Annotated in this window: 23 protein-coding genes; 6 read left to right on the top strand and 17 right to left on the bottom strand. The window is 63.7% G+C overall.

Annotation, left to right across the window (positions count from 1 at the left end):
- Positions 1–37 precede the first annotated feature (37 nt).
- Together fghA and DOM45_RS18865 are read right to left on the bottom strand one after the other, a co-directional pair.
- The gene (gene fghA, locus DOM45_RS18870; protein ID WP_110603074.1) at positions 38–895 is read right to left on the bottom strand and encodes an S-formylglutathione hydrolase; all 858 of its coding nucleotides are present in this window, start codon (positions 893–895) and stop codon (positions 38–40) included.
- A gap of 171 nt (positions 896–1,066) precedes the next feature.
- Positions 1,067–2,176 carry an S-(hydroxymethyl)glutathione dehydrogenase/class III alcohol dehydrogenase gene (locus DOM45_RS18865; protein WP_110603073.1) on the bottom strand — a complete coding sequence of 370 codons (1,110 nt, stop codon included), beginning with the start codon at positions 2,174–2,176 and terminating at the stop codon, positions 1,067–1,069.
- Positions 2,177–2,355: 179 nt separating this feature from the next.
- On the opposite strand from DOM45_RS18865, the gene DOM45_RS18860 reads away from it, so the two are divergent.
- Positions 2,356–3,243, top strand: coding sequence for a LysR family transcriptional regulator (locus DOM45_RS18860; protein ID WP_110603071.1), 888 nt, complete (start codon positions 2,356–2,358; stop codon positions 3,241–3,243).
- 66 nt (positions 3,244–3,309) lie between these two features.
- Here the strand turns inward: DOM45_RS18860 and DOM45_RS18855 are convergent, their stop codons facing one another.
- A complete protein-coding gene (locus tag DOM45_RS18855; protein ID WP_110603070.1) occupies positions 3,310–4,044 on the bottom strand; it encodes a Crp/Fnr family transcriptional regulator in 735 nt (244 codons plus the stop codon).
- 155 nt (positions 4,045–4,199) lie between these two features.
- Entirely contained in the window at positions 4,200–5,582 is a 1,383-nt protein-coding gene (locus DOM45_RS18850; protein WP_110603069.1) for an L-serine ammonia-lyase, read from the bottom strand.
- 145 nt (positions 5,583–5,727) lie between these two features.
- On the opposite strand from DOM45_RS18850, the gene DOM45_RS18845 reads away from it, so the two are divergent.
- A complete protein-coding gene (locus DOM45_RS18845) occupies positions 5,728–6,675 on the top strand; it encodes a LysR substrate-binding domain-containing protein (protein WP_110603067.1) in 948 nt (315 codons plus the stop codon).
- A gap of 19 nt (positions 6,676–6,694) precedes the next feature.
- Here DOM45_RS18845 and DOM45_RS18840 read toward each other — a convergent pair whose 3' ends face one another.
- From DOM45_RS18840 to DOM45_RS18815, 6 genes are all read right to left on the bottom strand, one after another.
- Positions 6,695–7,864 (bottom strand): CaiB/BaiF CoA transferase family protein, encoded by a 1,170-nt coding sequence (locus DOM45_RS18840; RefSeq protein WP_240612471.1) that lies wholly within the window; start codon positions 7,862–7,864, stop codon positions 6,695–6,697.
- Between the two features lie 161 nt (positions 7,865–8,025).
- Positions 8,026–8,814 carry an enoyl-CoA hydratase/isomerase family protein gene (locus DOM45_RS18835; RefSeq protein ID WP_110603065.1) on the bottom strand — a complete coding sequence of 263 codons (789 nt, stop codon included), beginning with the start codon at positions 8,812–8,814 and terminating at the stop codon, positions 8,026–8,028.
- Positions 8,815–8,848: 34 nt separating this feature from the next.
- Positions 8,849–10,135, bottom strand: coding sequence for a TRAP transporter large permease (locus tag DOM45_RS18830; RefSeq protein ID WP_205909511.1), 1,287 nt, complete (start codon positions 10,133–10,135; stop codon positions 8,849–8,851).
- Entirely contained in the window at positions 10,132–10,695 is a 564-nt protein-coding gene (locus DOM45_RS18825) for a TRAP transporter small permease (RefSeq protein ID WP_232822295.1), read from the bottom strand. The genes DOM45_RS18830 and DOM45_RS18825 overlap by 4 nt, the downstream gene beginning before the upstream one ends.
- Before the next feature lie 63 nt (positions 10,696–10,758).
- Positions 10,759–11,739, bottom strand: coding sequence for a TRAP transporter substrate-binding protein (locus DOM45_RS18820; protein WP_110603063.1), 981 nt, complete (start codon positions 11,737–11,739; stop codon positions 10,759–10,761).
- Positions 11,740–12,328: 589 nt separating this feature from the next.
- Positions 12,329–13,003, bottom strand: coding sequence for a GntR family transcriptional regulator (locus DOM45_RS18815; RefSeq protein WP_110603061.1), 675 nt, complete (start codon positions 13,001–13,003; stop codon positions 12,329–12,331).
- Positions 13,004–13,107: 104 nt separating this feature from the next.
- Here DOM45_RS18815 and DOM45_RS18810 point away from each other — a divergent pair, with 104 nt between their 5' ends.
- Together DOM45_RS18810 and DOM45_RS18805 are read left to right on the top strand one after the other, a co-directional pair.
- Positions 13,108–13,569 carry a GlcG/HbpS family heme-binding protein gene (locus DOM45_RS18810; RefSeq protein WP_110603060.1) on the top strand — a complete coding sequence of 154 codons (462 nt, stop codon included), beginning with the start codon at positions 13,108–13,110 and terminating at the stop codon, positions 13,567–13,569.
- Between the two features lie 160 nt (positions 13,570–13,729).
- Positions 13,730–14,404: a hypothetical protein gene (locus DOM45_RS18805; RefSeq protein WP_205909510.1), complete on the top strand. Its 675-nt coding sequence runs from the start codon at positions 13,730–13,732 to the stop codon at positions 14,402–14,404.
- A 71-nt stretch (positions 14,405–14,475) separates the two neighbouring features.
- Here DOM45_RS18805 and DOM45_RS18800 read toward each other — a convergent pair whose 3' ends face one another.
- The 3 genes from DOM45_RS18800 to DOM45_RS18790 form a co-directional block, all read right to left on the bottom strand.
- Positions 14,476–15,141 carry a response regulator gene (locus tag DOM45_RS18800; RefSeq protein WP_110603058.1) on the bottom strand — a complete coding sequence of 222 codons (666 nt, stop codon included), beginning with the start codon at positions 15,139–15,141 and terminating at the stop codon, positions 14,476–14,478.
- 388 nt (positions 15,142–15,529) lie between these two features.
- On the bottom strand, positions 15,530–17,482 hold the full coding sequence (gene acs / locus DOM45_RS18795) for an acetate--CoA ligase (RefSeq protein WP_110603057.1): 1,953 nt from the start codon (positions 17,480–17,482) through the stop codon (positions 15,530–15,532).
- 232 nt (positions 17,483–17,714) lie between these two features.
- Positions 17,715–18,290 carry a SprT family zinc-dependent metalloprotease gene (locus tag DOM45_RS18790; protein WP_110603055.1) on the bottom strand — a complete coding sequence of 192 codons (576 nt, stop codon included), beginning with the start codon at positions 18,288–18,290 and terminating at the stop codon, positions 17,715–17,717.
- Positions 18,291–18,360: 70 nt separating this feature from the next.
- Here DOM45_RS18790 and DOM45_RS18785 point away from each other — a divergent pair, with 70 nt between their 5' ends.
- The gene (locus tag DOM45_RS18785) at positions 18,361–19,026 is read left to right on the top strand and encodes a YecA/YgfB family protein (RefSeq protein WP_110603054.1); all 666 of its coding nucleotides are present in this window, start codon (positions 18,361–18,363) and stop codon (positions 19,024–19,026) included.
- Between the two features lie 12 nt (positions 19,027–19,038).
- Here the strand turns inward: DOM45_RS18785 and DOM45_RS18780 are convergent, their stop codons facing one another.
- Entirely contained in the window at positions 19,039–20,163 is a 1,125-nt protein-coding gene (locus DOM45_RS18780) for a phospholipase D-like domain-containing protein (protein ID WP_110603052.1), read from the bottom strand.
- A gap of 128 nt (positions 20,164–20,291) precedes the next feature.
- Between DOM45_RS18780 and plsB the strand changes: the two genes are divergently transcribed.
- Positions 20,292–22,721 (top strand): glycerol-3-phosphate 1-O-acyltransferase PlsB, encoded by a 2,430-nt coding sequence (gene plsB, locus DOM45_RS18775; protein ID WP_240612470.1) that lies wholly within the window; start codon positions 20,292–20,294, stop codon positions 22,719–22,721.
- Positions 22,722–22,745: 24 nt separating this feature from the next.
- Here the strand turns inward: plsB and DOM45_RS18770 are convergent, their stop codons facing one another.
- Genes DOM45_RS18770 through DOM45_RS18760 form a run of 3 tightly spaced genes read right to left on the bottom strand, consistent with a single transcriptional unit; the run spans position 22,746 to position 25,563 of the window.
- Positions 22,746–23,546, bottom strand: a complete 801-nt coding sequence (locus DOM45_RS18770) for an ABC transporter permease (protein WP_110603050.1) — start codon at positions 23,544–23,546, stop codon at positions 22,746–22,748.
- 12 nt (positions 23,547–23,558) lie between these two features.
- The gene (locus tag DOM45_RS18765; protein WP_110603049.1) at positions 23,559–24,446 is read right to left on the bottom strand and encodes an ABC transporter permease; all 888 of its coding nucleotides are present in this window, start codon (positions 24,444–24,446) and stop codon (positions 23,559–23,561) included.
- Positions 24,427–25,563 carry an ABC transporter ATP-binding protein gene (locus tag DOM45_RS18760; RefSeq protein WP_110603047.1) on the bottom strand — a complete coding sequence of 379 codons (1,137 nt, stop codon included), beginning with the start codon at positions 25,561–25,563 and terminating at the stop codon, positions 24,427–24,429. The genes DOM45_RS18765 and DOM45_RS18760 overlap by 20 nt, the downstream gene beginning before the upstream one ends.
- Between the last annotated feature and the right edge of the window lie 426 nt (positions 25,564–25,989).

Here is a 25,989-nt window from a genome sequence, read left to right as displayed (position 1 = left end):
TCTCGGTCCCGACGAATCAACGGAACCGCGATCCCACTCAGCGCTTGGCGTAGAGCCTCTCGGCGTGATAGCGCAGGTGCTCGTCGATGAAGCTGGCGATGAAGAAGTAGCTGTGATCGTAACCGGGGTGGCGACGCAGCGTGAGCGGGTGGTCGTGCTCCTCGCACACCGCTTCCAGCCGCTCGGGCTTGAGCTGCTCTTCAAGGAAGTTGTCCGCTTCACCCTGGTCGATGAACAGCGGCTGGCGCGACGAGCCCTTGGCGACCAGTTCGCAGGCGTCGTACTGGGTGCGCAGACCGACATCGTCGCCCAGGTAGTTCTCGAACGCCTTCTGCCCCCACGGCACCTGGGTCGGGTTGACGATCGGCGCAAACGCCGACACTGCCGAATAGCGTCCAGGCTGGCGCAGGGCCAGTACCAGCGCGCCATGGCCACCCATGGAGTGGCCGCTGATCGACTCGCGCCCGTTGACCGGAAAGTGCAGCCGCACCACCGAGGGCAGCTCCTCGGTCACGTAGTCGTACATCCGGTAGTGCTTCGACCACGGCTCGCGCTTGGCGTTGAGGTAGAAGCCCGCGCCGGAGCCGAAATCGTAGCTCTCGTGCTCGCCGGGCAAGTCCAGCCCGCGGGGGCTGGTGTCCGGACAGACGATTGCAATGCCCAACTCGGCGGCGGTCTTCTGCGCCCCCGCCTTCTGCATGAAGTTCTCGTCGTTGCAGGTCAGGCCGGAGAGCCACCACATCAGCGGCACGCGCCCTTCCTCGGCCTGCGGCGGCAGATAGATCGCGAAGATCATGTCGCAATCCAGCGCCCGGGAGTAATGCTTGTAGCGCTTGACCCAGCCACCGAAACTCTTGGTGGCCGAGACCAGCTCCAACTGCTCGCTCATCGACATGGTTTTCTCCTTGCAGCACCGGCGGTATCACCGCCGGTGGATGGGACGCGTATCGGACGCGGTTCGCGCGGCCTCAAGCGCGTGTCGAATGCGCTTCGCGCGGCGTCTTGACTGTTTTTCGCGCGGCTTCGGGCGCGTGTTGACTGTTTTTCAGGCGGCTTCGGGCCCGTATCAAAAGTGCAGCACGGTGCGAATGCTCTTGCCCGCGTGCAGCAGTTCGAACGCCTCGTTGATCTGATCGAAAGGCATGTCGTGGGTGACGAACTCGTCGATCTTGATCTCGCCATCCATGTAGCGCTGGACGTAGCCCGGCAGCTCGCTGCGGCCCTTGACGCCACCGAAGGCGGAGCCCTTCCAGACCCGACCGGTGACCAGTTGGAACGGGCGGGTCGATATCTCCTCGCCGGCACCGGCGACACCGATGATGATCGATTCGCCCCAACCCTTGTGGCAGCACTCCAGCGCCGAACGCATCACGTTGACATTACCGATGCACTCGAAGGAGTAATCGACGCCGCCGTCGGTCAGATCGACGATCACCTGCTGGATCGGATCGCTGTAATCCTTCGGGTTGACGAATTCGGTAGCGCCGAACTGCCGCGCCAGCTCGAACTTGTCAGGATTGACATCGATCGCGATGATCCGCGACGCCTTGGCCATCTGCGCGCCCTGGATCACCGCCAGCCCGATCGCCCCCAGGCCGAACACGGCAACGGTGGAGCCCGGCTCGACCTTGGCGGTATTGAGCACCGCGCCAATCCCGGTGGTGACGCCGCAGCCGAGCAGGCAGATCTTGTCCAGCGGGGCCTCCTTGGAAACCTTGGCCAGCGACACCTCCGGCAGCACGGTGTATTCGGAGAAGGTCGAGCAGCCCATGTAGTGATGCAGCGAGGTGCCATCCTTCGAGAAGCGGGTCGTGCCATCCGGCATCAGCCCCTTGCCCTGGGTCGCACGCACCGCGCCACACAGGTTGGTCTTGCCCGAGAGGCAGAACTTGCACTTGCCGCACTCGGCGGTATAGAGCGGGATGACATGATCGCCCGGCTTCAGGCTGGTGACCCCCTCGCCCACCTCCTCGACGACGCCGGCGCCCTCATGGCCCAGCACCGACGGGAACAGGCCCTCGGGGTCCTTGCCGGAGAGCGTATAAGCGTCGGTATGGCAGACGCTGGTGGCGACCATGCGCACCATCACTTCGCCCGACTTGGGGCCCTGTACATCGATCTCTTCCAGCGAGAGCGGCTTGCCTGCTTCCCAGGCGACTGCGGCACGCGATTTCATATCAGGTCTCCACTATGAGCTTGAGGAACTTCGATGGGTCGCTCGACAGCCGGCCGGCGCCATGGCGACTCTCATGGTCTCAGTCTAGGCGCACGCCGCCAGGCAATAAACCAGGCATTTCGCAGATGATTGTTGCCATGCAACAATAATGGGTCTGCAGCGCGAAGGGAGGAGTCGGCATGTCACGCTGGGATGGTATCGAGGCATTCGTTGCCGTGGTCCGGCTGGGCACGTTCTCGCGCGCCGCCCAGTCGCTGAAGGTCTCCAACTCCCATGTGAGCCGACTGGTGAGCCAACTCGAGCAGGAGCTGGGAACGCCGCTGCTTTACCGGACCACGCGCCAGATTCGGCTGACCGATGGCGGCGCCGTGTATTACGAACACTGCCGCTCGCTGCTGGACGGCTTCAAGGAAGCCGAGGCCGCACTCAACGAACTTCAGTCCCAGCCCCAGGGGCGGCTCGCCATCAGTTGCGCCACCACGTTCGGGGAGCGCTTCATCGCGCCGCTGGTCAATGACTTCCACTGTCGCTATCCGCAGCTCGACGTGCGTCTTCACTTCACCAATCGTACGGTCGAGCTGATCGACGAGGGTTTCGACGTGGCGATTCGCATGGGCGTGCTCAGGGATTCGAGCCTGTTGTCGCGGCGGCTGTGCCAGCGTCGCGAATACGTCGTCGGCGCCCCCGCCTATTTCCAGCGCTATCCGACGCCGCACAGTCTTTCCGAGCTGCCGCACCACAACTGCCTGGTCGGATCGCGGGACAGCTGGCTGTTCAGCGTCGATGGTCGACAGCGGGAGGTTCGCGTGGAGGGGAACTGGCGGGGCAATTCGGGGCCGGCGCTGCTGGATGCCGCGTGCAAGGGCATCGGCCTGGCCCAGTTGCCGGACTACTATGTGGAAACGGCAATCCGTCAGGGCCTGCTGACGGCCGTGCTGGACCGCTACCAGTTCACCGACACCGCGGTGTGGGCGGTGTATCCCCGTCACCGCCAGCTCTCCTCGAAGATACGTCTGCTGGTCGATTTCCTGGCCGCACGGCTGCCGGAGGCGATTGCCGCCGGCTAGCCGTTCGCGCCGTGACTGCCAGCCGGGCCGGCAACGTCCCGACCCGGTACCTCGTGAACCGTCGACTCAGTGATGGAAGAAGTGATCGATACCGTCGTTGAGGTAGGCATCGCCGAATTCCGCTTCCCGCGCCAGCGCCTCGGGATCGGGCAGCTCCACACGCTGGCGCGAGCGCAGCAGCAGCCCCTCTTCCCGGAATGCGGTCAGCGTGCGGCTGACGTGCACCGACGACAATCCCAGGGCGTCGCCGAGGTGCTGCTGGGAGAGCGGCAGGCGAATGCTGTTGCCGTCCCGCGCCTTGGTGCGCTCCAGTCTCACATACATCTCGTAGATCAGATGGGCCAGGCGCTGGCGCGCGCTGCGCCGGGCCAGGTTGACCAGCCGCTCGGTCAGCAGCGCCTGCTGGTGCGAGGAGATGGCGAAGAAGATGGCTGACAGGGTCAGCGATTCCCGGAAGACATTGATCAACCGGCGATGCGGGAAATGACAGACGACACCATCCTCGAGCATGGCGACGCCGGTCAGCCGCTCCTTGAAGGCGAACTCCCTCAGCCCGATGATATCGCCGGGGAGGTAGATCTCGAGAATCTGACGGGAGCCATCTTCCATGTGACGGAAGGAGTAGGCCCAGCCTTTGCTCAGGGTACAGAACTCACGGGCAACATCACCTTCCTGCCACAGTATCTGGTCGCCCTTGATTTCCGTTGGGCTCTGCTCGAGTTCGGCCAGCAGGGCCTCGTCATTATCGGAAAGCTCACCGTAGTGCTTGAAATGACAGATAATGCAACTGTCTTGGCTCATGACCCTTGCCCTTGTTACGTGCTTCCTGGGCCACCGTGTCAGGCCCTGATTCAGGACGTCGATATTGGCACAGCCAGAGGCGATTGTCGTTATCACGCATTAGGGTGAACGGCCTGGTACAGGGCCGGGATATCGGTCCGTCTCACCCCGGCCGTTCAACACTCGATCGTATTGACAGCCAAACCGCCACGGGACGTTTCCTTGTACTTGTCCTGCATGTCACGCCCGGTATCCCGCATGGTGCGAATCACCTTGTCGAGGGAGACGAAATGCTCGCCGTCGCCACGCAGCGCCATCTGGGCGGCATTGATCGCCTTCACCGAGGCGATGGCGTTACGTTCGATACAGGGCACCTGGACCAGCCCCGCGATCGGATCGCAGGTCAGCCCCAGATTGTGCTCGAGGCCGATCTCGGCGGCGTTCTCGACCTGCGCCGGGCTACCCCCGAGCAGCTCGGCCAGCCCCGCCGCAGCCATCGCGCAGGCCGACCCCACCTCCCCCTGACAGCCGACCTCGGCGCCGGAGATCGAGGCGTTGGTCTTGCACAGAATGCCGATCGCGGCGGCCGCCAGCAGAAAGCGCACCACATCCTTCTCGCACGCTCCGGGCTGGAACTTCATGTAGTAGTGCAGCACCGCCGGCACGATCCCCGCGGCGCCGTTGGTGGGGGCGGTGACCATGCGTCGTCCGGCGGCGTTCTCCTCGTTGACCGCCAGCGCGAAGAGGTTGACCCAATCCATCGCCGAGAAGGTGCTGGCGATCAGCCCCTTGTCGTCGTCGAGCGCCATCAGTCGCCGGTGCAGATTCGGTGCCCGCCGACGCACGTTGAGACCGCCCGGCAGCACGCCCTGTTGATCCAGGCCGCTGTCGACGCAGGCCTTCATCGCCTCCCAGATGCGCCACAGGCCGGCACGGGTCTCGGCCTCGCCACGCCAGGCGCCCTCATTGGCGAGCATTACCTCGCTGATCGACAGCCCCTCGCGGCGACAGATCTCCAGCAGCTCCACCGCATTGCGGAACGGAAACGGCAGGCGCACGCCGCGGGTGGCGCTCTCGCCGTGCTCGGCCTGCTCCTCGTCGACCACGAAGCCGCCGCCGACCGAGTAGTAGGTGTTGGCGTAGACCGTCGCGCCGCGGCGATCACTGGCCACCAGCCGCAGCGCATTGGTGTGGTACTCGAGGATCTCGTCGCACCACTCGACGTCGCGGGCGGGATCGAAGTCGATAGTGTGCAAGCCGGCCAGCGACAACTGATGATCGCGGTCGACGGCGGCGAGCTTGAGCGCCAGCTCGTCGGGATCGACGCTCACCGGCTGCTCGCCCATCAACCCGCCGAGTACCGCGCTGTCGGTGTTGTGGCCCTTGCCGGTGGCACTGAGCGAGCCATAGAGGGTGACCGTGACCCGCTTGACCGGCTGCAGCAGCGCCTGCTCGCGCAGCGTGGTGACGAAGGTGTGGGCGGCCTGCATCGGCCCCACGGTGTGCGAGCTGGAGGGCCCGATGCCGATCTTGAACAGGTCAAACACGCTGAAGGTCATGGTCGTCCCCCCTGGAGGCGTCGCACTGGAGTCAGAAAGCGTCGTTACGAGAACCGATGCTTGGTGTAGTTTGACTTCAGTGTGCTCGCCAGTTACACCGGTCTCAATCGAATATATCTGCCCAGGGTTTTAGCCAGGCTAAATCATGACCCAGTCTCTCAACGCTCAGACCCACGCCTGGCTAAAGGTCTTCGCCGTCAGCGCCAGGCATCTCTCCTTCACCCGTGCGGCGGAGGAACTGCACGTGACCACCGGCGCGGTCAGCCAGCAGATCAAGCAGCTGGAGGAGCGCCTGGGGTTCCGGCTGTTTCGACGCCTGCCACGGCAGTTGGCGCTCACCGAGGAGGGTGAGCGGCTGGCCGGGGTCGTGTCGCAGGCCTACGAAGCCGTCGGCCTGGAGGTCGACCGCCTGCGCGGCGGTGTCATGAGCGGCGTGCTGCGGCTGCGCTGTCTGCCCTCGTTCCTGGCCAAGTGGCTGATGCCGAGGCTACCGCGCCTGCAGGCCCGCTTTCCCGATATCGATCTGCACATCACCGCCGAGGACAGCAACCTCTCGCTGCTCGACGGCGGCTACGATCTGGCCATCGATCTCAACGACGGCCACTACCCCGGCCTCCAGACAACCGCCTTGATCGACGAGAAGATCTTTGCCGTCTGCTCGCCGCAGCTGCTCAGGAGAAGGCCCCCGCTCACGCATCCCGAGGCGCTGGGCTACTACCCCCTGCTGCACGACGTGACGGCCTGGCGCGGCAGCCACGATTATGCCGAGTGGGAGCACTATCTGGGGGCGATCGGCGGCGAGCGGGTCAATGTCCGGCGGGGTTACACCTTCAACCGCAATCAGTTGACCGTGGAAGCGGCGATCGCCGGCATGGGGGTGGCGATCGCCCGGCGCACGCTGATCGGCGATGAACTGGCCAGCGGCCGCCTGATCGCGCCGTTCGCCGGCTCGGTCGCCACCGGCAAGCGCTACGGGCTGGTCTACCAGCAAGGCGCCCTGGACGACCGCCGGGTGCAGGCGGTTCACGATTGGCTGGAGGAGGAAGCGAGGCGATCCCAGGAGACCGCCTCACTCTCCGGCGCTGTCGACTGAACGTGGCGCGAGCCCGGCGTCAGCGGACGACGCCACGCTCGCGCAGGGCGGCGAGACGCTCCCCTCCCACGCCCAGCGTGGCCAGGACCTCTTCGGTATGCTGCGCGAACACCGGCGCCGGGCGTCGGATCTGGGGAGGCGTCGCCGACAGCTTGCTGGCGAAGCCGATGGTCTGCATGCGCCCGATCACGGGATGATCGAGCTCCTGGACCATTCCCCGCTCCCGGTAGTGCGGGTCGTCCATCGCCTGGGCGAAGTCGTTGATCGGCCCCGCCGGGACCCCGGCTTCGTCGCACCGGCTCAGCCAGTGCTGGGTGTCGGCCGTGCACATCAACTCCTCCAGCAACGACTCCAGGACGTCGACGTTGCGACCGCGATCGCTGTTGGTGAGGAAGCGAGGATCCTCGGTCAAGTCGGGACGTGCCAGCACGTCGTGACAGAACCGCTCCCAGGTACGCTGGTTGGCGCACCCCAGCATCATGTAGCCGTCCTGGACCTTGACCGCCTGATAAGGCGCGGAAACACGGTGTCGCCACCCGGTCGGCTGCGGGACCCGCCCCTCCGCGAAGTAAGCGGCCGCTTCCCAGGTGAACCACGGCAGGCCGCACTCGGCGATCGCGACATCGACCAGTTGCCCTTCGCCGGTCTTCTGCTTGTGGATGTAGGCCGCCAGTATCGAGTAGATCGCGGTGATCCCGGCCCCGATGTCATAGACCGCGACCCCGGTCTTCAACGGCCGTCGCCCCGGCTCGCCGGTCATCGACATCAGCCCCGTCATCCCCTGGGCGACCAGGTCGAAGCCGCCCTTGCGCCGATACGGCCCGGTCTGGCCGTAGCCGGATATCGAGCAGTAGACCAGGCCGGGATTGATCTCCTTGAGCGTGTCGTAGTCGATCTTCAGCGACTGGGTCACTCCGGGCCGATAGTTCTCGACCACGACGTCCACTTCCTTCGCCAACTGGTAGAACAGCGCCAGCCCGTCGGGCTCCTTGAGATTGAGCGAGATACTGCGCTTGTTGCGATTGATCTGCGCGAAACAGGTGGATTCGTCATTGACGTAAGGACCCATCTGACGGCTGTCGTCGCCGCCATTGGTCTTCTCCACCTTGATCACGTCCGCGCCCATGTCCCCCAGCACCATGGTGCAGTACGGGCCGGCCATGATCTGCGAGATGTCGAGTACTTTCATGCCTTCCAACGGTAACATGGCGATTCCCCCTAACGGCCTTCGAATGGCGAGCAGCACGGCTGCGAGTGGCGTGGCAGGTCGGGCGCGCACGTTCCCACCGCGGGCGGGTTCGGCGTCCGCGTTTTCCGGCGAGTGGGAACGGGGTGGCGTCGCTGTGGCGCCTAGCGGCCCTGCCAGGTGTACGGTGTCTTGTCGACGAAACGCCTGACGGCACCGCGAAAGTCGTCGCTGGTATAGCAGAGCGCGATCAGGTCATCGGCGGCATCATGCGCGGGTCGACGCGCCTCCAGGATTCGGTTGATGCAGGTCTTGGCGGCTCGCATCGTCAACGGCGCATGGCCGGAAAGCTTCTCGGCGAGTTTCTCCGCCGCCTCGTCCAGGGCTTCACTCCCGACGACGGCGTCGATCAGGCCGATGGACGATGCCTCCTCGGCCTCGATCGTCTGCGCCAGCATCAGCACCCGCTTGGTGCGCGGGATCCCGATCAGGTCGACCAGCCTCGACACGTTGGTGATCGACATGCAGTTGCCCAGGGTCCTGGCGATGGGAATCCCGAACTTGAGATTGTCGTTGGCGTAACGGAAATCGCAGGCCAGGGCGATGGCCGCGCCGCCGCCGATACAGTAACCATCGAGCAGCGCCACCGTCGGCGTGGCGAGCTGCTCGAGGCCGCCGATCATGCGGTCGATCCGGCGCTCGTAGTCGATGCCATCCTCGGGCCCCTTGAAGTCGGCGAACTGCTTGATATCGGTACCCGCCACGAAGGCTTCGCCACCCTCGCCGCGGAAGGCGATCAGCCTGACCTCTTCATCCTCGTCGAACTGCCGGCAGGCTTGATGCATGGTCTCGTACATGTGCCAGGTCATCGCGTTGCGAGCCTCGGGCCGGTTGAAGCGGATCCAGCCGATCGCGCCGCGCTTGTGACAGCGAATCGAATCCTCTCGGGTCATGGTGACGGGTCTCCAGCTTGGTCGGGTTCCGGTCTCAGCTGCCGTAGATCAGGTGCACCAGCAGCAGCGCGAAATCCGGGACATAGGTGTTGAATATCAGCACGATGAACAGCACGCCGAGGAACCAGAGATTGGTTCGCGTGGTGCGCCAGATGTCGGCCTTGGCGATGGAGCACGACGCGATCAGTACGCTTGCCACCGGCGGGGTCTGCTGCCCGATGGCCAGGTTGAGGGTAACGATCAGGCCGAAGTGGAGCGGATCGATACCCACCTGGATGATCAGCGGCAGCACGATCGGCACCACCAGGATGATCGCCGCTGCCGAGTGCAGGAAGATCCCCAGGATCAGGAAGATGATGTTGAGCAGCGCCAGGATCACGTACTTGTTGTCGGTCAGTCCGGCAATCGAGTGAGCCAGCTGTTGCGGCAGCTGGGACTCGGTGAGATAGAGTCCCACCAGCGCGGAGCTGGCGACCAGCAGCATCACCACGGCGGTCTGGACGCCCGCATCCAGGCAGGACTTCCACAGCGTCTTCAACGAGAACTCGCGATAGATCACCGCGCTGATGAAGATGGCGACCACCACCGCCAGCGCCGCACCCTCGGTGGCGGTGACGATGCCACCGAAGATCCCGCCGAGGATGATCACCGGGATCAGCAACGCCCAGATCGCCTCCTTGAACGACTTCCACACCCGGCTGGCCTGGAAGCGCCCTTCGGAAGGGAAGTTGTGCTTGCGTGCCAGGAAGTAGCAGACGACAGCCAGGCCCAGCGCTCCCAGCAGCCCCGGGAAGATGCCGGCGACGAACATCTTGACCACCGACTCTCCCGACATCACCGCGTAGAGGATCATCGGGATCGAAGGCGGCAGGATGATCGCCAGACTCGCGGCGGACGAGGAGATCGCCGCGGCGAACTCCTTGGAGTATCCCCGGTTCTTCATCGCCGGGATCAGCAGGCTGCCCAGGGCAGAAACGCCAGCGACCGCGGAGCCGGAGATCTCGGCGAAGAAGATCGAGGAGCCGATGGTGACCATGGCCAGGCCGCCCTTGACGAAGCCGACCAGCGAAGCGGCGAAATCGATCAGGCGACGCGAGATGCTCGACGCATTCATGATCGCCCCGGCCAGGATGAACAGGGGAATGGCAATCAGCGGGAAGTTGGTCGCCCCCTCGAACATGGTCAGCCCGATGTTGGGCAGCGCATAGACGCCGTAGCTGGAGTACACCGCAACGGCGCCCACCAGCCCGAGCGCGATGGCGATCGGCACGTTGAGCACGATCAACAGCAGCAGTCCTGCAAACATCAAGGCCAGAATCATCGTGTCGCACTCCCCGCATCGGACTGACTTGCCATGTTCGGGCTCAGGCCCACCTCCTCCAGCTCGTGATCGACGAAGCCTTCGCCACGCGCCTGACGGATGACTTCCGGCAGCCGCAGCAGCTCGGCGACGATGAACAGGACCGAGGCGATCGGCAGCGCCGACTGGGTGAACTGCAACGAGACGCTGGTCAGGCTGATCATGGTGGAGCCCGCCAGGATGTGGACGACCTGCCAGCCGGTCACCGCCAGCAGCACGAAGAAGGCGATGGTCACCGCTTCTCCCATCAGCGCGACCGGTAGCCGCACCTTCGGCGGAAAGGCATTGACGATGCTGGGGCAGGCGATGTGCGCGCCCTTGGCCGCAGCCAGCGCCGCCCCGTAGTAGGTCAACCAGGCCAGGCTGATCGAGGCGGCCTCGTCGTACCAGGTGAAGGGCGACCCCACCAGCCGCGAGAGGAAGCCGACGATGACGATGCCCGCCAGCATCAGCATGTTGATGACGACGATGACCTCTAGCAGGCGGCTGAAACCATCGCGCAGCGTATTCAGGGTTTTCACAGGCGGCTCCTTCGTCCGCCGCCCGGCCACGCCCGGTCTGGCGGGCGCGACCGGACGCGCGAGTTAACTGGCGGGTTGCAGTTCACGCACCTTGTCGAGCATCTCCTGACCGCCGTCGACGTCCTTGATGAACTTGTCGTAGACCGGCTTGGAGGCGTCGATGAAGGCCTGGCGATCGACCTCGTTGATCTGCAGGCCGGCATCACGCATCTTGGCGAGCGTCTCCTCGTCGAGCTTCGCCCCCTGCTCCAGCGCATAGGGTTCCATCTCCACGGCCGTCTCCTTGAGTACGTCACGGACGTGCTGGGGCAGCCGGTTCCAGCTCATGCCGGCGGTCACGAAGGCTGGGGTGTAGATGTGGTCGGACAGCGAGAGGTACTTCTGGACTTCCTGCAGGCGCGAGGCGTAGGTCTGGACCAGCGGGTTTTCCTGACCATCCATCGCCCCGGTCTGCAGGGCGACGAACACCTCGGAGAGCGCCATGGGTGACGGGTTGGCACCGTAGCTCTTGAACATCTCGACCCGCCACACGCCCTGCGGCACGCGCAGTTTGATGCCGGAAAGATCGGCCGGCGTGTTGATCGGACGGACGTTGTTGGTGATCTGGCGGAAGCCGTTCTCCCAGACGCCGATGATGTGGTAGCCACGGCTCTCGGCGACCGGGTAGAGCTGAGGCCTCACCACCTCGTCGCGGACCTTGGCCATATGGTCGCGATCGGCGATGAGATACGGCATCTCGAATAGCGCGAACTGCGGTGCCACGCTGCTCATCACGGTCGAGGGAAGCGCCAGATCGACGGTGCCCAGCTTGAGTTTCTTCAACAGTTCGGAGTCGCCGCCGAGCTGGCTCGAACCGTAGACGACCACCTTGGCTTCGCCCGCCAGCTTCTCGTTGGCGCGCTTGGCATATTCCTGAGCGACATCGGCGAAGAGCGAATCCGGCTCGCCGACATGGGCAAACTTGACCTGGATTTCCTGAGCGCTGGCGTGGCCGACCCCGGCCAACAGCGCGAGCGCTACCAGTCCAACCTTGAGACTTTTCATCACTGGCGTCCTTCTGTCTTTTTATATTGGCTCGCCTGAACGATGGACCGAGAAAGCGCCGTCCGACTCCTGGCAACGCTCGGCCGATACCCCGCAACGCGAGCACCTTGGGATCCCGCCATCGAATTATGAATTCATAATTCAATTGCAACCAATCCAACATTTGTCTATTGGCGTAAAGTCTCACCACCGCCATGGGCCTGGCCGCCGGGAGGCGCCGACCTGACGCGAGGTCAAAGAGGTAATGAATTCAATTCGAGTGCTCGTCATGAACGACGCCGACACTCGCGGCAATCCCGTTCGACTCACCGACCCTCGATCGGGGTCGGGATCGGGACCGGGATCAGGGTCGGGAGAGAGCCAACAGAGGAAGAAAAGAAGACCGGCAGCAGAATCGGATACGCCCCACCCAGGGCTCGGGTGAGACCTCGATGGGCGGCGGAAACAGCGCGACATGAAAGCCGACCGACGGTGGGAGCGGGCCGGCGTGGATGGCGGTGCGAACCACCGTAGGGAACGGATGAGGCCGGCTTTCAGTGCCGCCCGGCCGGGTACCGGCAGCCTTCGCGCGCCCCGGTGGAACTGCTACTCAGTAGGAATCGACGCGATCGTCGTCGATCACGCCGCTAGCCGCCGCCACCACGAGCTTGTGGCGCAAGTGTTCCCTGAGAATGCTGCCCAGGCGCTCGCCATCACGGGCCAGCAAGCAGTCGATCATGGCCTCGTGGTCGGCAACGGCCTGTTTCCAGTACTCATCGGTCATGTTGGTGGCATATCGCACACGCTGAATTCGATAGTTCAAGCTGGCGTGAGTCTCCCGCAGCACCTCGTTTCGAGATGCCAGCATGATCGCGTCGTGAATCCGCTGGTTGAATTCGAAATAGGGACGAATCTCCCTGCGCTTGTAGTGCGCCATCATCTGGTAATGCAGCGCCTGAATATCGGCGACCTCCGCTTCGGAGATGTAACGGCAGGCCAGCTCCCCGGACAATCCCTCCAGGGCTCCCATCACGCTGTAGGTCTCTTCCAGCATCTGCCGGGTCAACCGCACCACTCGCGCGCCGCGGTTGGGCAGGAGTTCGACCATGCCCTCGGACGCCAGGACCTTCAGCGCTTCCCGGAGTGGCGTTCGGGAAATGCCGAACTGCTCGCACAATTTTTTCTCGGGAATGCGGGTGCCGGGAAGCAGTTGACCTTCATTGATCATGTCCCGGATGCGGGCTGCCGCCTCGCCGTATAGCGTACTCTGCTGAATCTTGATCATGGGGCGCTCATGACGGGTTCGTTTTCCCTATTCTCCCAATGGCGCATGGATAGCGCCACCCAAAATGAATTATGAATACAAAACAGAAAAAGGAGAACGATGGAATGCGTAACGTCTACCCGACTCACCAGACCCTGTCGCTGACCCAGGCTCGTCGCATCATTGACGCCGCTCTGGCCTATGCCGCGTCAGAGGCGATGAACCCCATCACCGTAACGGTGATGGATACCAGCGGACACCCGCTGAGCTGCGACAGAGCCGACGGCTGCGCCACGCTGCGCCTGGCGGTAGCGCATGGCAAAGCCAGGGCGGCGCTGGGCTACGGTGTTTCCAGCGGAACCATCGGTCAGCGCAACGAGTCGCGCCCGGCGTTCCTCTCGGCCGTTGCGGCGGCATCCCAGGGGGAGTTCATTCCCGTTGCCGGGGGCGTGCTGATTCTCGACCCGCAGGAGCGCGTCATCGGCGCGGTCGGCGTCAGCGGGGACAGCTCCGAGAATGACGAGAAGGCCGCCATCACAGGCATCGAAGCGGCCGATCTGGGGGTGGGACTCGCCCCAAAAGATTAAGAAAAGCTTAAAAAAAGAAGGTCAGCCCGTTCCTTAAGAAACTTAAGCCTGATATTCTTAGCCGGCTATCAATTTCTGGCAGACATGGAATATGACCAGGTTCTCCTTTGGCGCCGTTTCTGCAAGAGCGGGCGCTTACATCATCCTTCTCGCGGGGCTCATGCAAGCGGTGCTGATGATCGATGCCAGGCATGCTGGAGCCCCCGACTTCAGCGAGACGTCACTGACCGAACTGACCCAGGCGCTGCTGCTGCTGATCTGCGCCATCGTGATGGGATTTCTACGTTATCGCTACCGGGTGCTGCGCTCGATCAGCCTGCTGATGGGGGCTTTCTTCACGGTGTCGCTGATTCGCGAAAACGACCTGTGGCTGGATACCTACGTTTTCGATGGGGCATGGGAGTGTCTGGTTGCACTGGTCGGGCTGCCGGCGATCTTCGCCACGATCCGGGCTCGCCGCGACTTTCTCGAGGAGTTCGCGCAAGTCAGCAACAGTCTGGGCTTTGGGCTGTTCGCGGGTGGTTTCCTGACCACCTACGTATTTTCGCGTCTCTACGGGCGTAGCGAACTGTGGCACGCCTTGATGGGCGAGCACTATCTACGGATCGTCAAGGATGCGGCGGAAGAGATAACGGAGCTGACCGGCTACAGTCTGCTGCTGTTCGCGAGCATCGAACTGCTGCTGATGGGACAGGCACTCCATCGGGCCAGGGCGGTCCCCGCCGAACGATCACGAGCCTCGATCGAAGATGGCGACACGGGACTCGCGGCGATAGCGACTTGCCATTCAATGCATCCCACGCCCGCTAGCCCAGGCACGGGGAATTCGCTCTGAAACTCTGAAACAATAAAGCCGCCGATCCCGGGGGATGCGACGGCCTCGAAAAACCCCAGAAGACAAGGGTCTCAGTTGTCGGTCACCTTGGGTGGTTCGATCTCCAACTTCTGGGCGGCGATGACGGCCTGAGTTCGAGAGTGCACCCCCAACTTGCGCAATATCGCGGTCACGTGTGCCTTGATGGTCGCCTCCGACACGTTGAGCTCGTAGGCGATCTGCTTGTTGAGCAGACCTTCCGTCAACATGTTGAGCACCCGAAACTGCTGCGGCGTCAGTGACGCGATCGCCTCGGCGAAGCGGGCATCTTCCTCGCTCCCCTCCCCCATGGCATCGGCCAGTTCCGGGGGCAACCAGACTTCCCCCTTGAGCACTTCGCCAATGGCTTCGGCAATGGTGTCCAGCGAAGCGGACTTGGGAATGAAACCCGAGGCACCGTAGTCGATGGCGCGACGAACGACATCCACCTCTTCACTGCCCGATACCACGGTCACCGGAATATCCGGCATCTGCCCGCGAAGCTGGATCAGCCCTGAAAACCCGTGAGCGCCGGGCATGTGCAGGTCAAGCAGGATCAGATCGGCATCGGGGTGGCGGGTGACGACCTCCGTCGTCGCTTCCATGGTATCCGCCTCGACGATTTCCGCTTGCGGCGACACCTGACGCAATGCCTGATTGAGCGCCGCCCGGAAGAGTGGGTGGTCATCGGCAACGATGAATTTCTGGGCAAAAGCCATTGATTCTCCTCCGGCGCTGTCGAGATATGTGGCGAGATAGCCGGTTCACTATCGCCATCTGGACAAAATAATCCAACTATCGATTAACGGCATGTTACCCCATGCGATCGTGGAATCCCAAGCCTCAAATCAACGCGGAAAAAATCCCGCGATAATCCGTAGGTGGGAACGTGCCGAGCGGCTAAAAAAAGTTCGGTCGTCTCGGAAAGCTGGCGCGCTTCCCTCCCTCAGGAGTGGCAGCAAAAGCACCGTGAGGAAAGCCTCTTTCAAGACGACCGAACGATAATCATCAGTCAAAATAAGCTATCATGGCTCATATCAACTAGTCATATAGTTGTTACCTTGCCGATCGAAAAAGCCACGCGCCTCTAATCCCGGGCAGATCGTTTCAGGTGCGAACATGACGATGTTCGATCAGATCTTCCACGACCCCCGGATCGGCCAGTGTCGAGGTGTCGCCCAGACCGTCGCACTCGTTCGCGGCGATCTTGCGCAGGATGCGACGCATGATCTTGCCGGAACGGGTCTTCGGTAGCCCCGGTGCCCACTGGATCACGTCAGGGGTGGCGATGGGGCCAATATCCTTGCGCACCCACTGCTTGAGCTCCTGCTTCAATTCGTCGCTGGGCTCGACGTCGTCATTGAGCGTGACGTAGACGTAGATGCCCTGGCCCTTGATGTCGTGCGGGTAACCGACCACGGCCGCCTCCGCCACATCCTGGTGCGCGACCAGGGAAGACTCGATCTCCGCCGTACCCATGCGGTGGCCGGACACATTCAGGACGTCGTCGATGCGCCCGGTGATCCAGTAGTCGCCATCCTCGTCGCGACGGCAGCCATCACCGGTGAAGTAGACGCCTTCGTAGGTAGAGAAGTAGGTCTGCACGAAGCGGTCGTGGTTGTTCCAGATCGAGCGGGCCTGTCCGGGCCAGGAGTCGAGAATCACCAGATTGCCATCGGTGGCGCCTTCCAGACGCTTGCCATCGTTGTCGACCAGTGCCGGCTGAACGCCGAAGAACGGCTTGGTCGCGCACCCCGGCTTGAGGTCGGTCGCGCCCGGCATCGGCGTGATCATGTGGCCGCCGGTCTCGGTCTGCCACCAGGTGTCCATGATCGGGCAACGAGAGTTGCCGACGACACGATAGAACCAGTCCCAGGCCTCCGGATTGATCGGCTCCCCGACCGAGCCGAGGATCCGCAGCGAGTCGCGCCGACTGTCGTCCATGATGTGCTCGCCATGCGCCATCAGCGAACGAATCGCCGTCGGCGACGTGTAGAGGATCGAGACATTGTGCTTGTCCACGATCTGGCCGATTCGCCCATGGGACGGATACGTCGGCACGCCCTCGAACATCAGCGTGGTGGCACCGTTGGCCAGCGGTCCATAGACGATATAGCTGTGCCCCGTGATCCAGCCGACATCGGCGGCGCACCAGTAGACCTCGCCCTCGTGGTAATCGAAGACCGTGCGATGGGTCAGTGCGGCATAGAGAAGATAACCGCCTGAGGTGTGCTTCAACCCTTTTGGCGTTCCCGTCGAGCCCGAGGTGTAGAGGATGAACAGCGGGTCCTCGGCGTTCATCGTCTCGGCGGGGCAATCGGTGGGTTGCTGATCGACGACATCGTCGAACCAACGGTCGCGGCCCTCGTGCCACTGGATGTCACCGCCGGTGCGCCGGACGACCAGCACCGACTCGACCACATCGGTGCCTTCCCGGGTCAACGCCGCGTCGACGTTGTCCTTGAGCGGCACCTGCTTGCCACCGCGTACCGACTCGTCGGCGGTGATCACGACGCGAGACTGGGAGTCGACGATACGTCCCGCCAAGGCATCCGGGGAGAACCCGCCGAACACCACCGAATGCACCGCACCGATCCGGGCACACGCCAGCATCGCCATGGCCGCTTCCGGTACCATCGGCATGTACAGCGTGACCGTGTCGCCCTTTTTGACGCCCAGGGACTTGAGGCCATTGGCGAGCTGCGACACGCGCTGATGCAGCTCACGATAGGAGATGGTCTTGTGATCTTCGGGGTCGTCGCCTTCCCAGATGATCGCCGGCTGATCGCCGCGGGAGTCCAGATGTCGATCGAGGCAGTTATGGGCGACATTGAGCTCGCCATCCTCGAACCAGCGGATATCGACGTTATCGGAGGCGAACGACGTATTCTTGATGGTGGCAGGCTTCTTGCTCCAGCTCAGGCTGTCGGCCTGTTCCCGCCAGAACCCCTCGGGGTCTTCCACCGACTGGCGATAGAGCTTCTGGTAACGATCGCGATCGATCCAGGCATCGGCTGCCAAGCGCTCATCGACAGGATATATGCGCTGCTGTTCGCTCATGCTCCAATCCCCCTTCGTTCGAACCCATTCGACGATGAAAGCCTAGTCGACTCAATGTGATAGACCCTCGCCTGCGCGGTCAGTCAGCATATAACGGCGGCACCGGCCACCCCCTATTAGACCTTCGTAGCACCGAGTTTCGATCAACTTGCACTATCGCGCCATCCCGTCGGCGCGGCGATGGAGGAGAGATTGGCGGAGGGGGTTCGCGTCAGCCCGGACAGCGGACGCGCTACTCGGGGGTTTCCCGGTGGGCAAAGCGCAGCGGCGCCCGGCAGTGACGGCAGCGATAGCGGCTGCCCTTCAGTACCTGAGAATGGCGACGACCGGTAAAACGGTGCACTGTCTCGCAACGGCAGCGATAGAGATAGGGCGCGGGACTGGCAAGCGCCACGTCGAAGCGATGGGTGACGACTGGCGCCAGACCGTACAGGTTTCGCATCACCGTCTTCCACTCGTGTCCGTGGGGGCGGGCCTGCCTCCCCTCCTCGAGATGGAACACCAGCCAGTGGGCCATCTCATGAGGCACGATCTCGTCGATGAAAGCCTGCCGATTCTCCTGCAGCAGTGTCCGGTTGAAGCGCAGCCCGCCACGCTGGTAGTGGGCCTGCCCAGCGCTGCGTCCGCGCAGATCGAACCAGATCCGCGGCCGGGGCAGCGCCGGGTGTACCTCCCGCGCCAGTTGCCAGGCCGCATCCGCTTGGCACAAGAGCCGTCTTTCGAGCGCGGCCGGGTCGAGCGCATCCAGCGCCTGGGCATCGCTTTCCCCGAGTGCCGGGGCGGGAGAGGAGGAACGCAGATTCGTCATGGGGTGATAGAATGCCGACGACAGTCACGGGCGTCCAGCCCGCCAACGCCATCACGTCCCGGAGAGTGACATGCCCGAAGCCCAGGATGACGCCATCGACAGCCAGTCGCCCTTGGACGATGACGCCCTGGCCAGGCTCGACGATTACCTGGCCTCCGAACACCTCGGCGAGGAAGCGCCCGATCTGATCGGCGCGCACGGCTATCTGGTCGCGCTGGCGGTCTCTCCCGGCCAGATCCCCCCGGACGTCTGGCTCGCCGAGCTGTTCGAGGGCGAACCGCCGTTCGCGGATGCCACCGAGCGCGACGAGATCCGGGGCCTGCTCGAAGCGCTCAAGACCAACGCCGGCAGCATCATGGAGCGTGGCCACCGGATCGAACTGCCTTTCGATACGGAACTGGACGAGGACGGAGAGATGGTCGCCGCCATCGAGGACTGGTGCGCGGGCTTCATGCAAGGCGTGTTCGTGGACGAGGCGGCATGGTTCTCCCAGGACGAAGCCCATGTCGCCGCCCTGCTGCTGCCGTTCATGGCGCTGTCCGGGCTGTTCGACGATGAGCCCGAAATGGCGGAGCTGGTGGCCGACGAAGCGCAGTTTTCCGCCCTTGCCGGGCAACTGGCCGAGCTGACGCTCGATCTCTACCTGCATTTCCGGGTCCCGCCGGAGCCGCCGAAAGGCAAGGGCAGTGCCACGAAGAAGCGTGCCGGAAGCGGCAAGCGCGGCGGCAAGCGCTGAATTCGTCGAGGCCTACTTGAGACGCGTCACCCAGGCGTTGAGCGTTCCGAACAGCCACTCTCTCGCCCGCTGCCACCATGGGCGCTGCGCCCAGCTCGCGGCATCGATGCGCCGGCTGGTAGCGAAGTTGCGCTCGAAGAGCCGAGCCACTTCGGTGGCAAACGCCGCGTCGTCGATCTCCTGATTGGCTTCGAGATTCCACTGGAGGCTCCAGTGGTCGAAATTGCACGAGCCCAGCGAAACCCAATCGTCGATCACGCTGAACTTGGCATGAATGAAATTGGGCTGAAACTCGTAAATCTTGACCCCCGCCTTGAGCAGCCGGCCGTAGAATCGCTGACCGGCGTAACGAACACCGGGATGGTCGTGATGGCCACCGGCCAGCAGCAGGCGCACATCGATACCGCGCCGCGCCGCGCGTGCCAGCGCGCGGCGAAGACTGAGCGTCGGCACGAAGTACGGGGTGCACAGCCATAGCCGGCGGCGGGAGGTGCCGATCCGGCTCTGCAGCGAGACACGAATGGCCTGATAGCGATGCCCTCGACCCCAGATGGCTCGGCCGCGCATGCCGTCGGCCGACGGCGCGGGCGGCGGCAGGGCCTGCAGAGACGATGCCAGGCGCGTTCTGGCCCCCTCCCCCCGGGTCAACGGCGAGTCCCAGACGTGGACGAACAGCCGCATCCAGTCTTCGACGACCGGCCCCTGGATGCGCACCGCGACCTCGTACCAGGCGTCGATGAACTCGTCGACGATCCCGAACCCGCCGGTGAAGGCGGTGCCGCCGTCGACGATCACCAGCTTGCGATGATCGCGCATCAGATTGCCGCCCAGCCGCGTCACCGACAGCGGGTTGAAGAACCGCAGCTCGACGCCGCCTTCGCGCAACCGCTGCCGATCGCTGCGCGACAACCCCATGCTTCCCACGCCGTCGAGCATCAGCTTGACCTCGACACCGCGGGCCACTGCCGCGACCAGCAGCTCGATGAAGCGGTCTGCCAGCGTTCCCGATTCCATCAAGTAGAGCTCGACCCACAAGCGGTGGCGGGCGCCCTCGATGGCTTCCCGCATGGCCGGCCAGAAGCGCTTGCCTTCCGGCAGCAGTTCGAATCGATTGCCATCCTTCCATGTCGCTTGCATGAACCGCGCCTCCCTGGTCGCTGCCGATTGACGCACGTTTGGCGTTTCAGGGAAAGCCTGCCGATCCTGTCGTCGCTGCGCCGCGGCGATATCGCTATACTCGTGGATTTGCGGGGGAAATGGCGTCGATGCAGGCATCCATGGGACTTCAACGGCTGTGGCACCGTCTGGCCAGCCGTCTGCTCGATCGCTGGCTCGCCTTTCGTCTGGTCGAGCCGGAGTCATTCCGGCTAGACGCCACGTGCCCCACGCTCTACGTGATTGCCCGCCCCGCCTTGACCGACGAGATCGCCATCGACCGGCTGTGCCGTGACCTCGATCTCCCCGATGCCAGCCAGAGGCATCAATTCGGCCACGTCTCGCTCCCCGGCTGCTTTGCGCTGCCCCGTCTGCGAAGCAGCCGAGGCGCGATCCAGGGCCAGCACTCGACTCACCTGCAGCATCTGCTGGATGCGCTCGAGGCCGACACCACACTGGACGCGCAACTGGTGCCGGTGAGCGTCTTCTGGAGTCGCGCACCGGGCAAGGATTTCGGCTTCTGGAAGATGCTGGTCGCCGACGACTGGGCCTGGAGCGGGCGACTCCGGCGCCTGCTGTCGGTGATCGTCAACGGCCGCCATCTGGAAGCGCACTTCGGCGAGCCGATCCGACTGCGACCGCTGATCGACGACCCTGAGGTCAGCTTGACCCAACGCAAGGTGGCCCGCGTGCTGCGGGTCCACTTCAGGCGCATTCGCGCACGTGTGCTGGGCCCGGATATCTCCCACCACCGGACGCTGATGCGCGGGGTGGTCGACAGTCGTCCGGTGCGGGAGGCCATTCAGGAATCCGTCACGGCCGACGGCAGCACCCCGGCCCGAGAGCGGCGGCGGGCCGAGCGCTACGCCCGCGAGATCGCTTCCAACATGTCCTATCCGGTCATGCGCTTCCTCTACGAGTTGCTCAAGCGACTGTGGAACCGGCTCTACGAGGGCGTCGACGTGTACGGACTGGACGCGGTCAAGGCGATAGCCGGCGAGCGGACACTGATCTACGTCCCCTGCCACCGCAGTCATATCGATTACCTGCTGCTCTCCTACGTGCTCTATCGGGAAGGGCTGATGCCGCCCCATATCGCCGCCGGTCGCAATCTGGACATGCCGGTGATCGGCGCGCTGCTGCGCCGTGGGGGCGCCTTCTTTCTGCGCCGGAGTTTCAAGGACAACCGGCTCTACGCCGCGGTCTTCAACGAATACCTGCACCGCCTGATCGCGCGCGGTCACCCGGTGGAGTATTTCATCGAAGGCGGCCGCTCGCGCACCGGGAGAATGCTGTCGCCCCGCCCCGGCATGCTGGCCATGACGCTGCGCTCGTTCGCTCGCGACGCCATCCGGGACGTCGCCTTCGTGCCGGTCCACGTCGGTTACGAGCGGGTCCTGGAGAGCAACAGCTATCTCCGCGAGCTGCGTGGCGGCCAGAAAAAGAAGGAGTCGCCCCTCGACCTGCTCCGCGTGCTGAAGCATCTGCGCGAGCCCCACGGCCGGGTCACCGTCAGCGTTGGCGAACCGCTGTCGCTGACGGACTTCCTGAACGAGACCGTTCCGGACTGGCAGGACGATTCGGTTTCGGCGCGTCCGGCTTGGTTGAATCGCGCGGTACCGCTACTGGGGAAAACGCTGGCCCGGCGAATCAACGACGCTGCCAGCCTGAATGCCGTCTCGCTGGTCGCCATGACCCTGCTGGCGACGCCCCATCACACCATCGAGTCCGATCTTCTGGCCCATCACATCGGCCTGCTGGTCAGGCTGCAGCGCAGCCTGCCGGGTAGCCGGCACTGCCAACTGCCGGCAGGCGAACCGGCCGACTGGATCGAGCACGTGGCGAGTCTGGGTTTCGTGACACGACAGCCACAGGCCCTGGGCGAACTGGTCACCGCCCGCCCGGAACAAGCGACGCTTTTGACCTGGTATCGCAACAACGTCTTGCACCTGTTCATGCACCTGGGGCTGGTGGCGTTCGCCTTTCGCAATAACGCGGCCTTCACGCTGGACGATCTCGATGCGCTACTGTCGCCGGCCTGGCCGCTGCTGGCCAATGAGCTCTATTTCGCTCCCCCCGTCGATCCCCGCGAGCGTCTGAAGGCCACGCTCGCCGTACTGACCGAGGAGGGCCTGCTGCAGGTCACCGACAACGGCTGGCGCCGACAGCCCGGTCACCTCGAATCCAGTGAGCACCTGAGGCTGCTGGGGCAGCCGGTGCAACCCACCCTGGAGCGCGCCTACCTGTTGCTGGCGTCGCTGTTGCGCTACCCCAGCGGCGAATTGACCCGCCAGGCGCTCGAGGAGCACAGCCGTCAGTTGGCCGAGCGCCTGACACTGCTGTCGGGGCTCAACGCACCGGAGTTCTTCGATAAGCGACTTTTCAGCGGCATGCTGGAGACGCTCGAACAGCAGGGTTGGCTGCGCGTCGAGAACGAAAGACTGTTCTACGACGAGTCGTTGCGACTAACGCAGATGCGCAGTCGGGCCCTGTTCGACCCGGAGCTGCGCCATCGACTGGTCAGATTGACCCGACAGTAAGCGGCTTGCACCGCGCGAGCCGCCTCAGGCAATTCGCCTGGCGGCCTCGCGACGTCGCTTGAGTTCGTAGATTACCGCCAGCCCCACCGTGAACAGGATCATCACCAGCGCCAGCGCATTGACCGCCGGGGTCAGGCCGGTACGCACCTTGGAGGCGATGTAGACGGTCAGCGTGGTGTCGTAGCCGGCCACGAAGAGCGTGGTGTTGTAGTTCTCCAGCGACTGGAGAAATGCCAGGACCGCCGCCGACAGGATGGCCGGCCTGAGGTACGGCAGCAGGATGCGGCGGAACACCTGCCACTGGCTGGCCCCGAGATCCATCGCCGCGCGCTCGAGCGTGCGATCGAAGCGCTGCAGCCTGGCCGCCACCATCAGCATGACATAAGCCGCGATGAAGGCGCTCTGGGCAATGATGGTCAATGCGATGCCCCCATTCACCCCCCAGTCACGCCAGAAGATCAGCGTCGAGATACCGATGATCACGCCCGGCGTCAGCAGTGGCGACAGGATAAGCGCATAGATGAAGGACTTGCCACGACCCTCCACCGTGGTCAGGAACAGTGCGCTGGCCACGCCGATGGGCAGGGCCAGACACAGCACCCCCACGGCGACCAGCAGGCTGTTGGCCAACGAATCCCACATGCCCCCGTCGGCCCACAGGGCCGAGAACCAGCGCAGGGTCGTTCCGGTCCAGGGTGTGACGGTGGGGAAGCGGCTCTCGTTGAACGTCGCAGCCGCCATGATCAACAGCGGCAGGAAGAGGTAGGCGAAGAAGATCGCCAGATAGGCCTTGAGCGCCCAGGAGAAGAATCGCGAAGAGCTCATTCAGTACCGTTCCTATTTGGCGATATCGCCGAGACCGACCTTGAAGATCCGCATGATGACGGTGACGAAGACGATGCACAGCACCAGCAGCAGGAACGCATAGGCCGCCCCCTGGTTCCAGTCGCCACCCTCGAAGAACCAGTTGTAGATGATCTGCGTGAACCAGCGGCTCCCCGGTGACCCCAGCAGCGCCGGTACCGCGTAACTGCCCGCGGCCAGCATGAACGTCATGATGCATCCGGTGGCGATCCCCGGCTTGGCGTGAGGGATCACGATACGCCGGTGAGTGCGCCCCCAGCCGGCACCGAGATCCCGTGCGGCTCGAATCTGGTTGGTATCGAGGCTCTCGATGGCGTTATAGAGCGGGAAGACCATGAACAGAATGTAGGCATAGACCATGCCGACCAGGACGCCAGTGTCGCCATTGAGAAAACGGATCGGCCGATCGATCAGCCCCACCGCCAGCAACAGTTCGTTGAGCGGCCCCCGAAACGCAAAGATGATGTACCAGGCAAAGGTGCGCAGAATCTCGTTGATCCAGAACGGAATGATCAACAGCAGCAGGCAGAGGGCCGCCTGACCCGGTGTCGCCACCTTGGCCAGATAGTAGGCCAGCGGGTAGCTGACGATCAGGGTCAGTGTGGTCACCAGGACGCTGGACCATATCGTCTTGAAGAAGATCGCGAGATGGATCTCGTTGCGGAAGAAGGTGGCGTAGTTGGTCAGCGACCAGACATCCTTAGCCCCGCCGCGTTCGGCCGGCAGCAGCGCCGGATGAAACGAGTAATCGATCATCTGCCACTGTGGCAGCAGCACCATCACGATCAGCCAGATCCCCATCAGCGAGACGATCGCCATGGTCAATGGCAGTCCGAAGCGGTTATGCAGTTGCCGCCACATCGGCGCCCTCCTCATCCGACTGCCCGCGCTCGACGCCCGGCAGGACCAGGGTCCCACGCGGCGAGTAATCCAGGCGGCAGGCGCTGCCCACCTTGAACGAAGATTCGACGCCGTCGCTCTCCAGCGCCTGCGGCACGTGCGCCCGTACCGTCCTCCCCTGCTCCAGCGCGATCTCGAGCGTCAACCAGGCGCCTTCGAAGTGCTCCGCCTGGATCACGCCGCCGAACGGTAGCGAAGAATCGCTGGCGCTACCGACCCGCCACTGCTCCGGCCGCACATAGAGCGTGGCCTCGTCGCCGGGCTCGAGCGGCGAGGCGGCGGCTCCGCGCAACGGTGCGGGCAGCCCCGCATCCAACGTCACCATCCCGCCATCCACGGCCGTGACACGCCCCGGAAAACGATTGTTCTCGCCCACGAAGCCGGCCACGAAATCGGTCCGGGGTTGTCGGTACAGTGTCATCGGATCGGCGACCTGCTGGATACGGCCATCACACATCACCGCAACCCGATCGGACATGGTCAGTGCCTCGCCCTGATCGTGGGTAATATAGATGAAGGTGATGCCCGTCTTGCGCTGAATCGCCTTGAGCTCGGTGCGCATGTGCTGGCGCAACTTGAGATCCAGGGCGGAGAGCGGTTCGTCCAGCAGCAGCACTCGGGGCTCCACGGCCAGCGCACGGGCGATCGCGATCCGCTGCTTCTGGCCTCCGGACAGCTCCGCGACCGGCTTGTCACCACTACCGCCCAGTGCCACCAGGTCCAGCAATTCGTCAGCTTTTTCCCGGCGCTTCTTGCGATCGACGCCACGGACTTCCAGCCCGAATTCGATGTTCCGATAGACGCTCATCAGCGGAAAAAGCGCCAGATTCTGAAAGATCATTGCGGTGGGCCGGCGGTTGACCGGCACTCGCGTCATGTCCACACCGCCAATGGCGACCAAACCTTCACTGGGCGTGAGGAATCCGCTGATCATGTTCAGAAGTGTGGTCTTGCCACAGCCGGAAGGGCCAAGAAAACTGAAGAATTCGCCCGACGCTATCTCCAGGGAGGTCGGCTGAATCGCCGTGAAATCGCCGAATCGCATCGCGACTTGGCTCAAGTTTACGCGACCGTCCATGACGTCCTCTTACCCATTGTCTGAAAAATGCCTGCGCTCAACCACACGGCGTTGAAAATCGGCTGGTGCGCAAGCCCGAGCTCGGCGATCCCGTCAAAATGCCCATTCATCCCGTGTAGACCGGGACGTCGGCGCGGTCCGTTTTTCGCCGATTTCTGCCGTGCGACCCACAGGGATGTGGGTAGTGCGTTGGCACGTCGGGAACGGGCCTAGGCACTGTCTGAAAACTGCCTGCGCTCGCCCATACGGCGTTAAAAATCGGCTCAAGATGCTCATTTACACCGCGTAAACTGCGCTCTTTCATCGATTTTTGCCTTGTCTGGCCTTTGCTCGTCGACTTTTCAGACAGCGCCTAGCCCTGGCTGTCGCTCGTCGACTTTTCAGACAGAGCTTGGCGTAATAACCGAGCCGGGAAACCGCCGAATT

The organism is Salinicola lusitanus, assembly GCF_003206045.1.
In the GTDB taxonomy this organism is placed as follows: Bacteria; Pseudomonadota; Gammaproteobacteria; order Pseudomonadales; family Halomonadaceae; genus Salinicola; species Salinicola lusitanus.
The sequence above is the reverse complement of the archived record's forward strand: the minus strand, read 5'-3'. Positions and strand labels throughout refer to the sequence as shown.

Excerpts from the sequence above, each read along its gene's own strand:
- plsB (WP_240612470.1), top strand. The coding sequence starts at position 20,292 with ATGCAGGCATCCATGGGACTTCAACGGCTGTGGCACCGTCTGGCCAGC.
- acs (WP_110603057.1), bottom strand. The coding sequence starts at position 17,482 with ATGAGCGAACAGCAGCGCATATATCCTGTCGATGAGCGCTTGGCAGCC.
- DOM45_RS18800 (WP_110603058.1), bottom strand. The coding sequence starts at position 15,141 with ATGGCTTTTGCCCAGAAATTCATCGTTGCCGATGACCACCCACTCTTC.
- DOM45_RS18850 (WP_110603069.1), bottom strand. The coding sequence starts at position 5,582 with ATGACCTTCAGCGTGTTTGACCTGTTCAAGATCGGCATCGGGCCCTCC.
- DOM45_RS18780 (WP_110603052.1), bottom strand. The coding sequence starts at position 20,163 with ATGCAAGCGACATGGAAGGATGGCAATCGATTCGAACTGCTGCCGGAA.
- fghA (WP_110603074.1), bottom strand. The coding sequence starts at position 895 with ATGTCGATGAGCGAGCAGTTGGAGCTGGTCTCGGCCACCAAGAGTTTC.
- DOM45_RS18835 (WP_110603065.1), bottom strand. The coding sequence starts at position 8,814 with ATGACCCGAGAGGATTCGATTCGCTGTCACAAGCGCGGCGCGATCGGC.
- DOM45_RS18815 (WP_110603061.1), bottom strand. The coding sequence starts at position 13,003 with ATGATCAAGATTCAGCAGAGTACGCTATACGGCGAGGCGGCAGCCCGC.
- DOM45_RS18770 (WP_110603050.1), bottom strand. The coding sequence starts at position 23,546 with ATGAGCTCTTCGCGATTCTTCTCCTGGGCGCTCAAGGCCTATCTGGCG.
- DOM45_RS18760 (WP_110603047.1), bottom strand. The coding sequence starts at position 25,563 with ATGGACGGTCGCGTAAACTTGAGCCAAGTCGCGATGCGATTCGGCGAT.
- DOM45_RS18785 (WP_110603054.1), top strand. The coding sequence starts at position 18,361 with ATGCCCGAAGCCCAGGATGACGCCATCGACAGCCAGTCGCCCTTGGAC.
- DOM45_RS18865 (WP_110603073.1), bottom strand. The coding sequence starts at position 2,176 with ATGAAATCGCGTGCCGCAGTCGCCTGGGAAGCAGGCAAGCCGCTCTCG.
- DOM45_RS18840 (WP_240612471.1), bottom strand. The coding sequence starts at position 7,864 with ATGAAAGTACTCGACATCTCGCAGATCATGGCCGGCCCGTACTGCACC.
- DOM45_RS18765 (WP_110603049.1), bottom strand. The coding sequence starts at position 24,446 with ATGTGGCGGCAACTGCATAACCGCTTCGGACTGCCATTGACCATGGCG.
- DOM45_RS18860 (WP_110603071.1), top strand. The coding sequence starts at position 2,356 with ATGTCACGCTGGGATGGTATCGAGGCATTCGTTGCCGTGGTCCGGCTG.
- DOM45_RS18805 (WP_205909510.1), top strand. The coding sequence starts at position 13,730 with ATGCAAGCGGTGCTGATGATCGATGCCAGGCATGCTGGAGCCCCCGAC.
- DOM45_RS18830 (WP_205909511.1), bottom strand. The coding sequence starts at position 10,135 with ATGATTCTGGCCTTGATGTTTGCAGGACTGCTGCTGTTGATCGTGCTC.
- DOM45_RS18820 (WP_110603063.1), bottom strand. The coding sequence starts at position 11,739 with ATGAAAAGTCTCAAGGTTGGACTGGTAGCGCTCGCGCTGTTGGCCGGG.
- DOM45_RS18845 (WP_110603067.1), top strand. The coding sequence starts at position 5,728 with ATGACCCAGTCTCTCAACGCTCAGACCCACGCCTGGCTAAAGGTCTTC.
- DOM45_RS18790 (WP_110603055.1), bottom strand. The coding sequence starts at position 18,290 with ATGACGAATCTGCGTTCCTCCTCTCCCGCCCCGGCACTCGGGGAAAGC.
- DOM45_RS18810 (WP_110603060.1), top strand. The coding sequence starts at position 13,108 with ATGCGTAACGTCTACCCGACTCACCAGACCCTGTCGCTGACCCAGGCT.
- DOM45_RS18855 (WP_110603070.1), bottom strand. The coding sequence starts at position 4,044 with ATGAGCCAAGACAGTTGCATTATCTGTCATTTCAAGCACTACGGTGAG.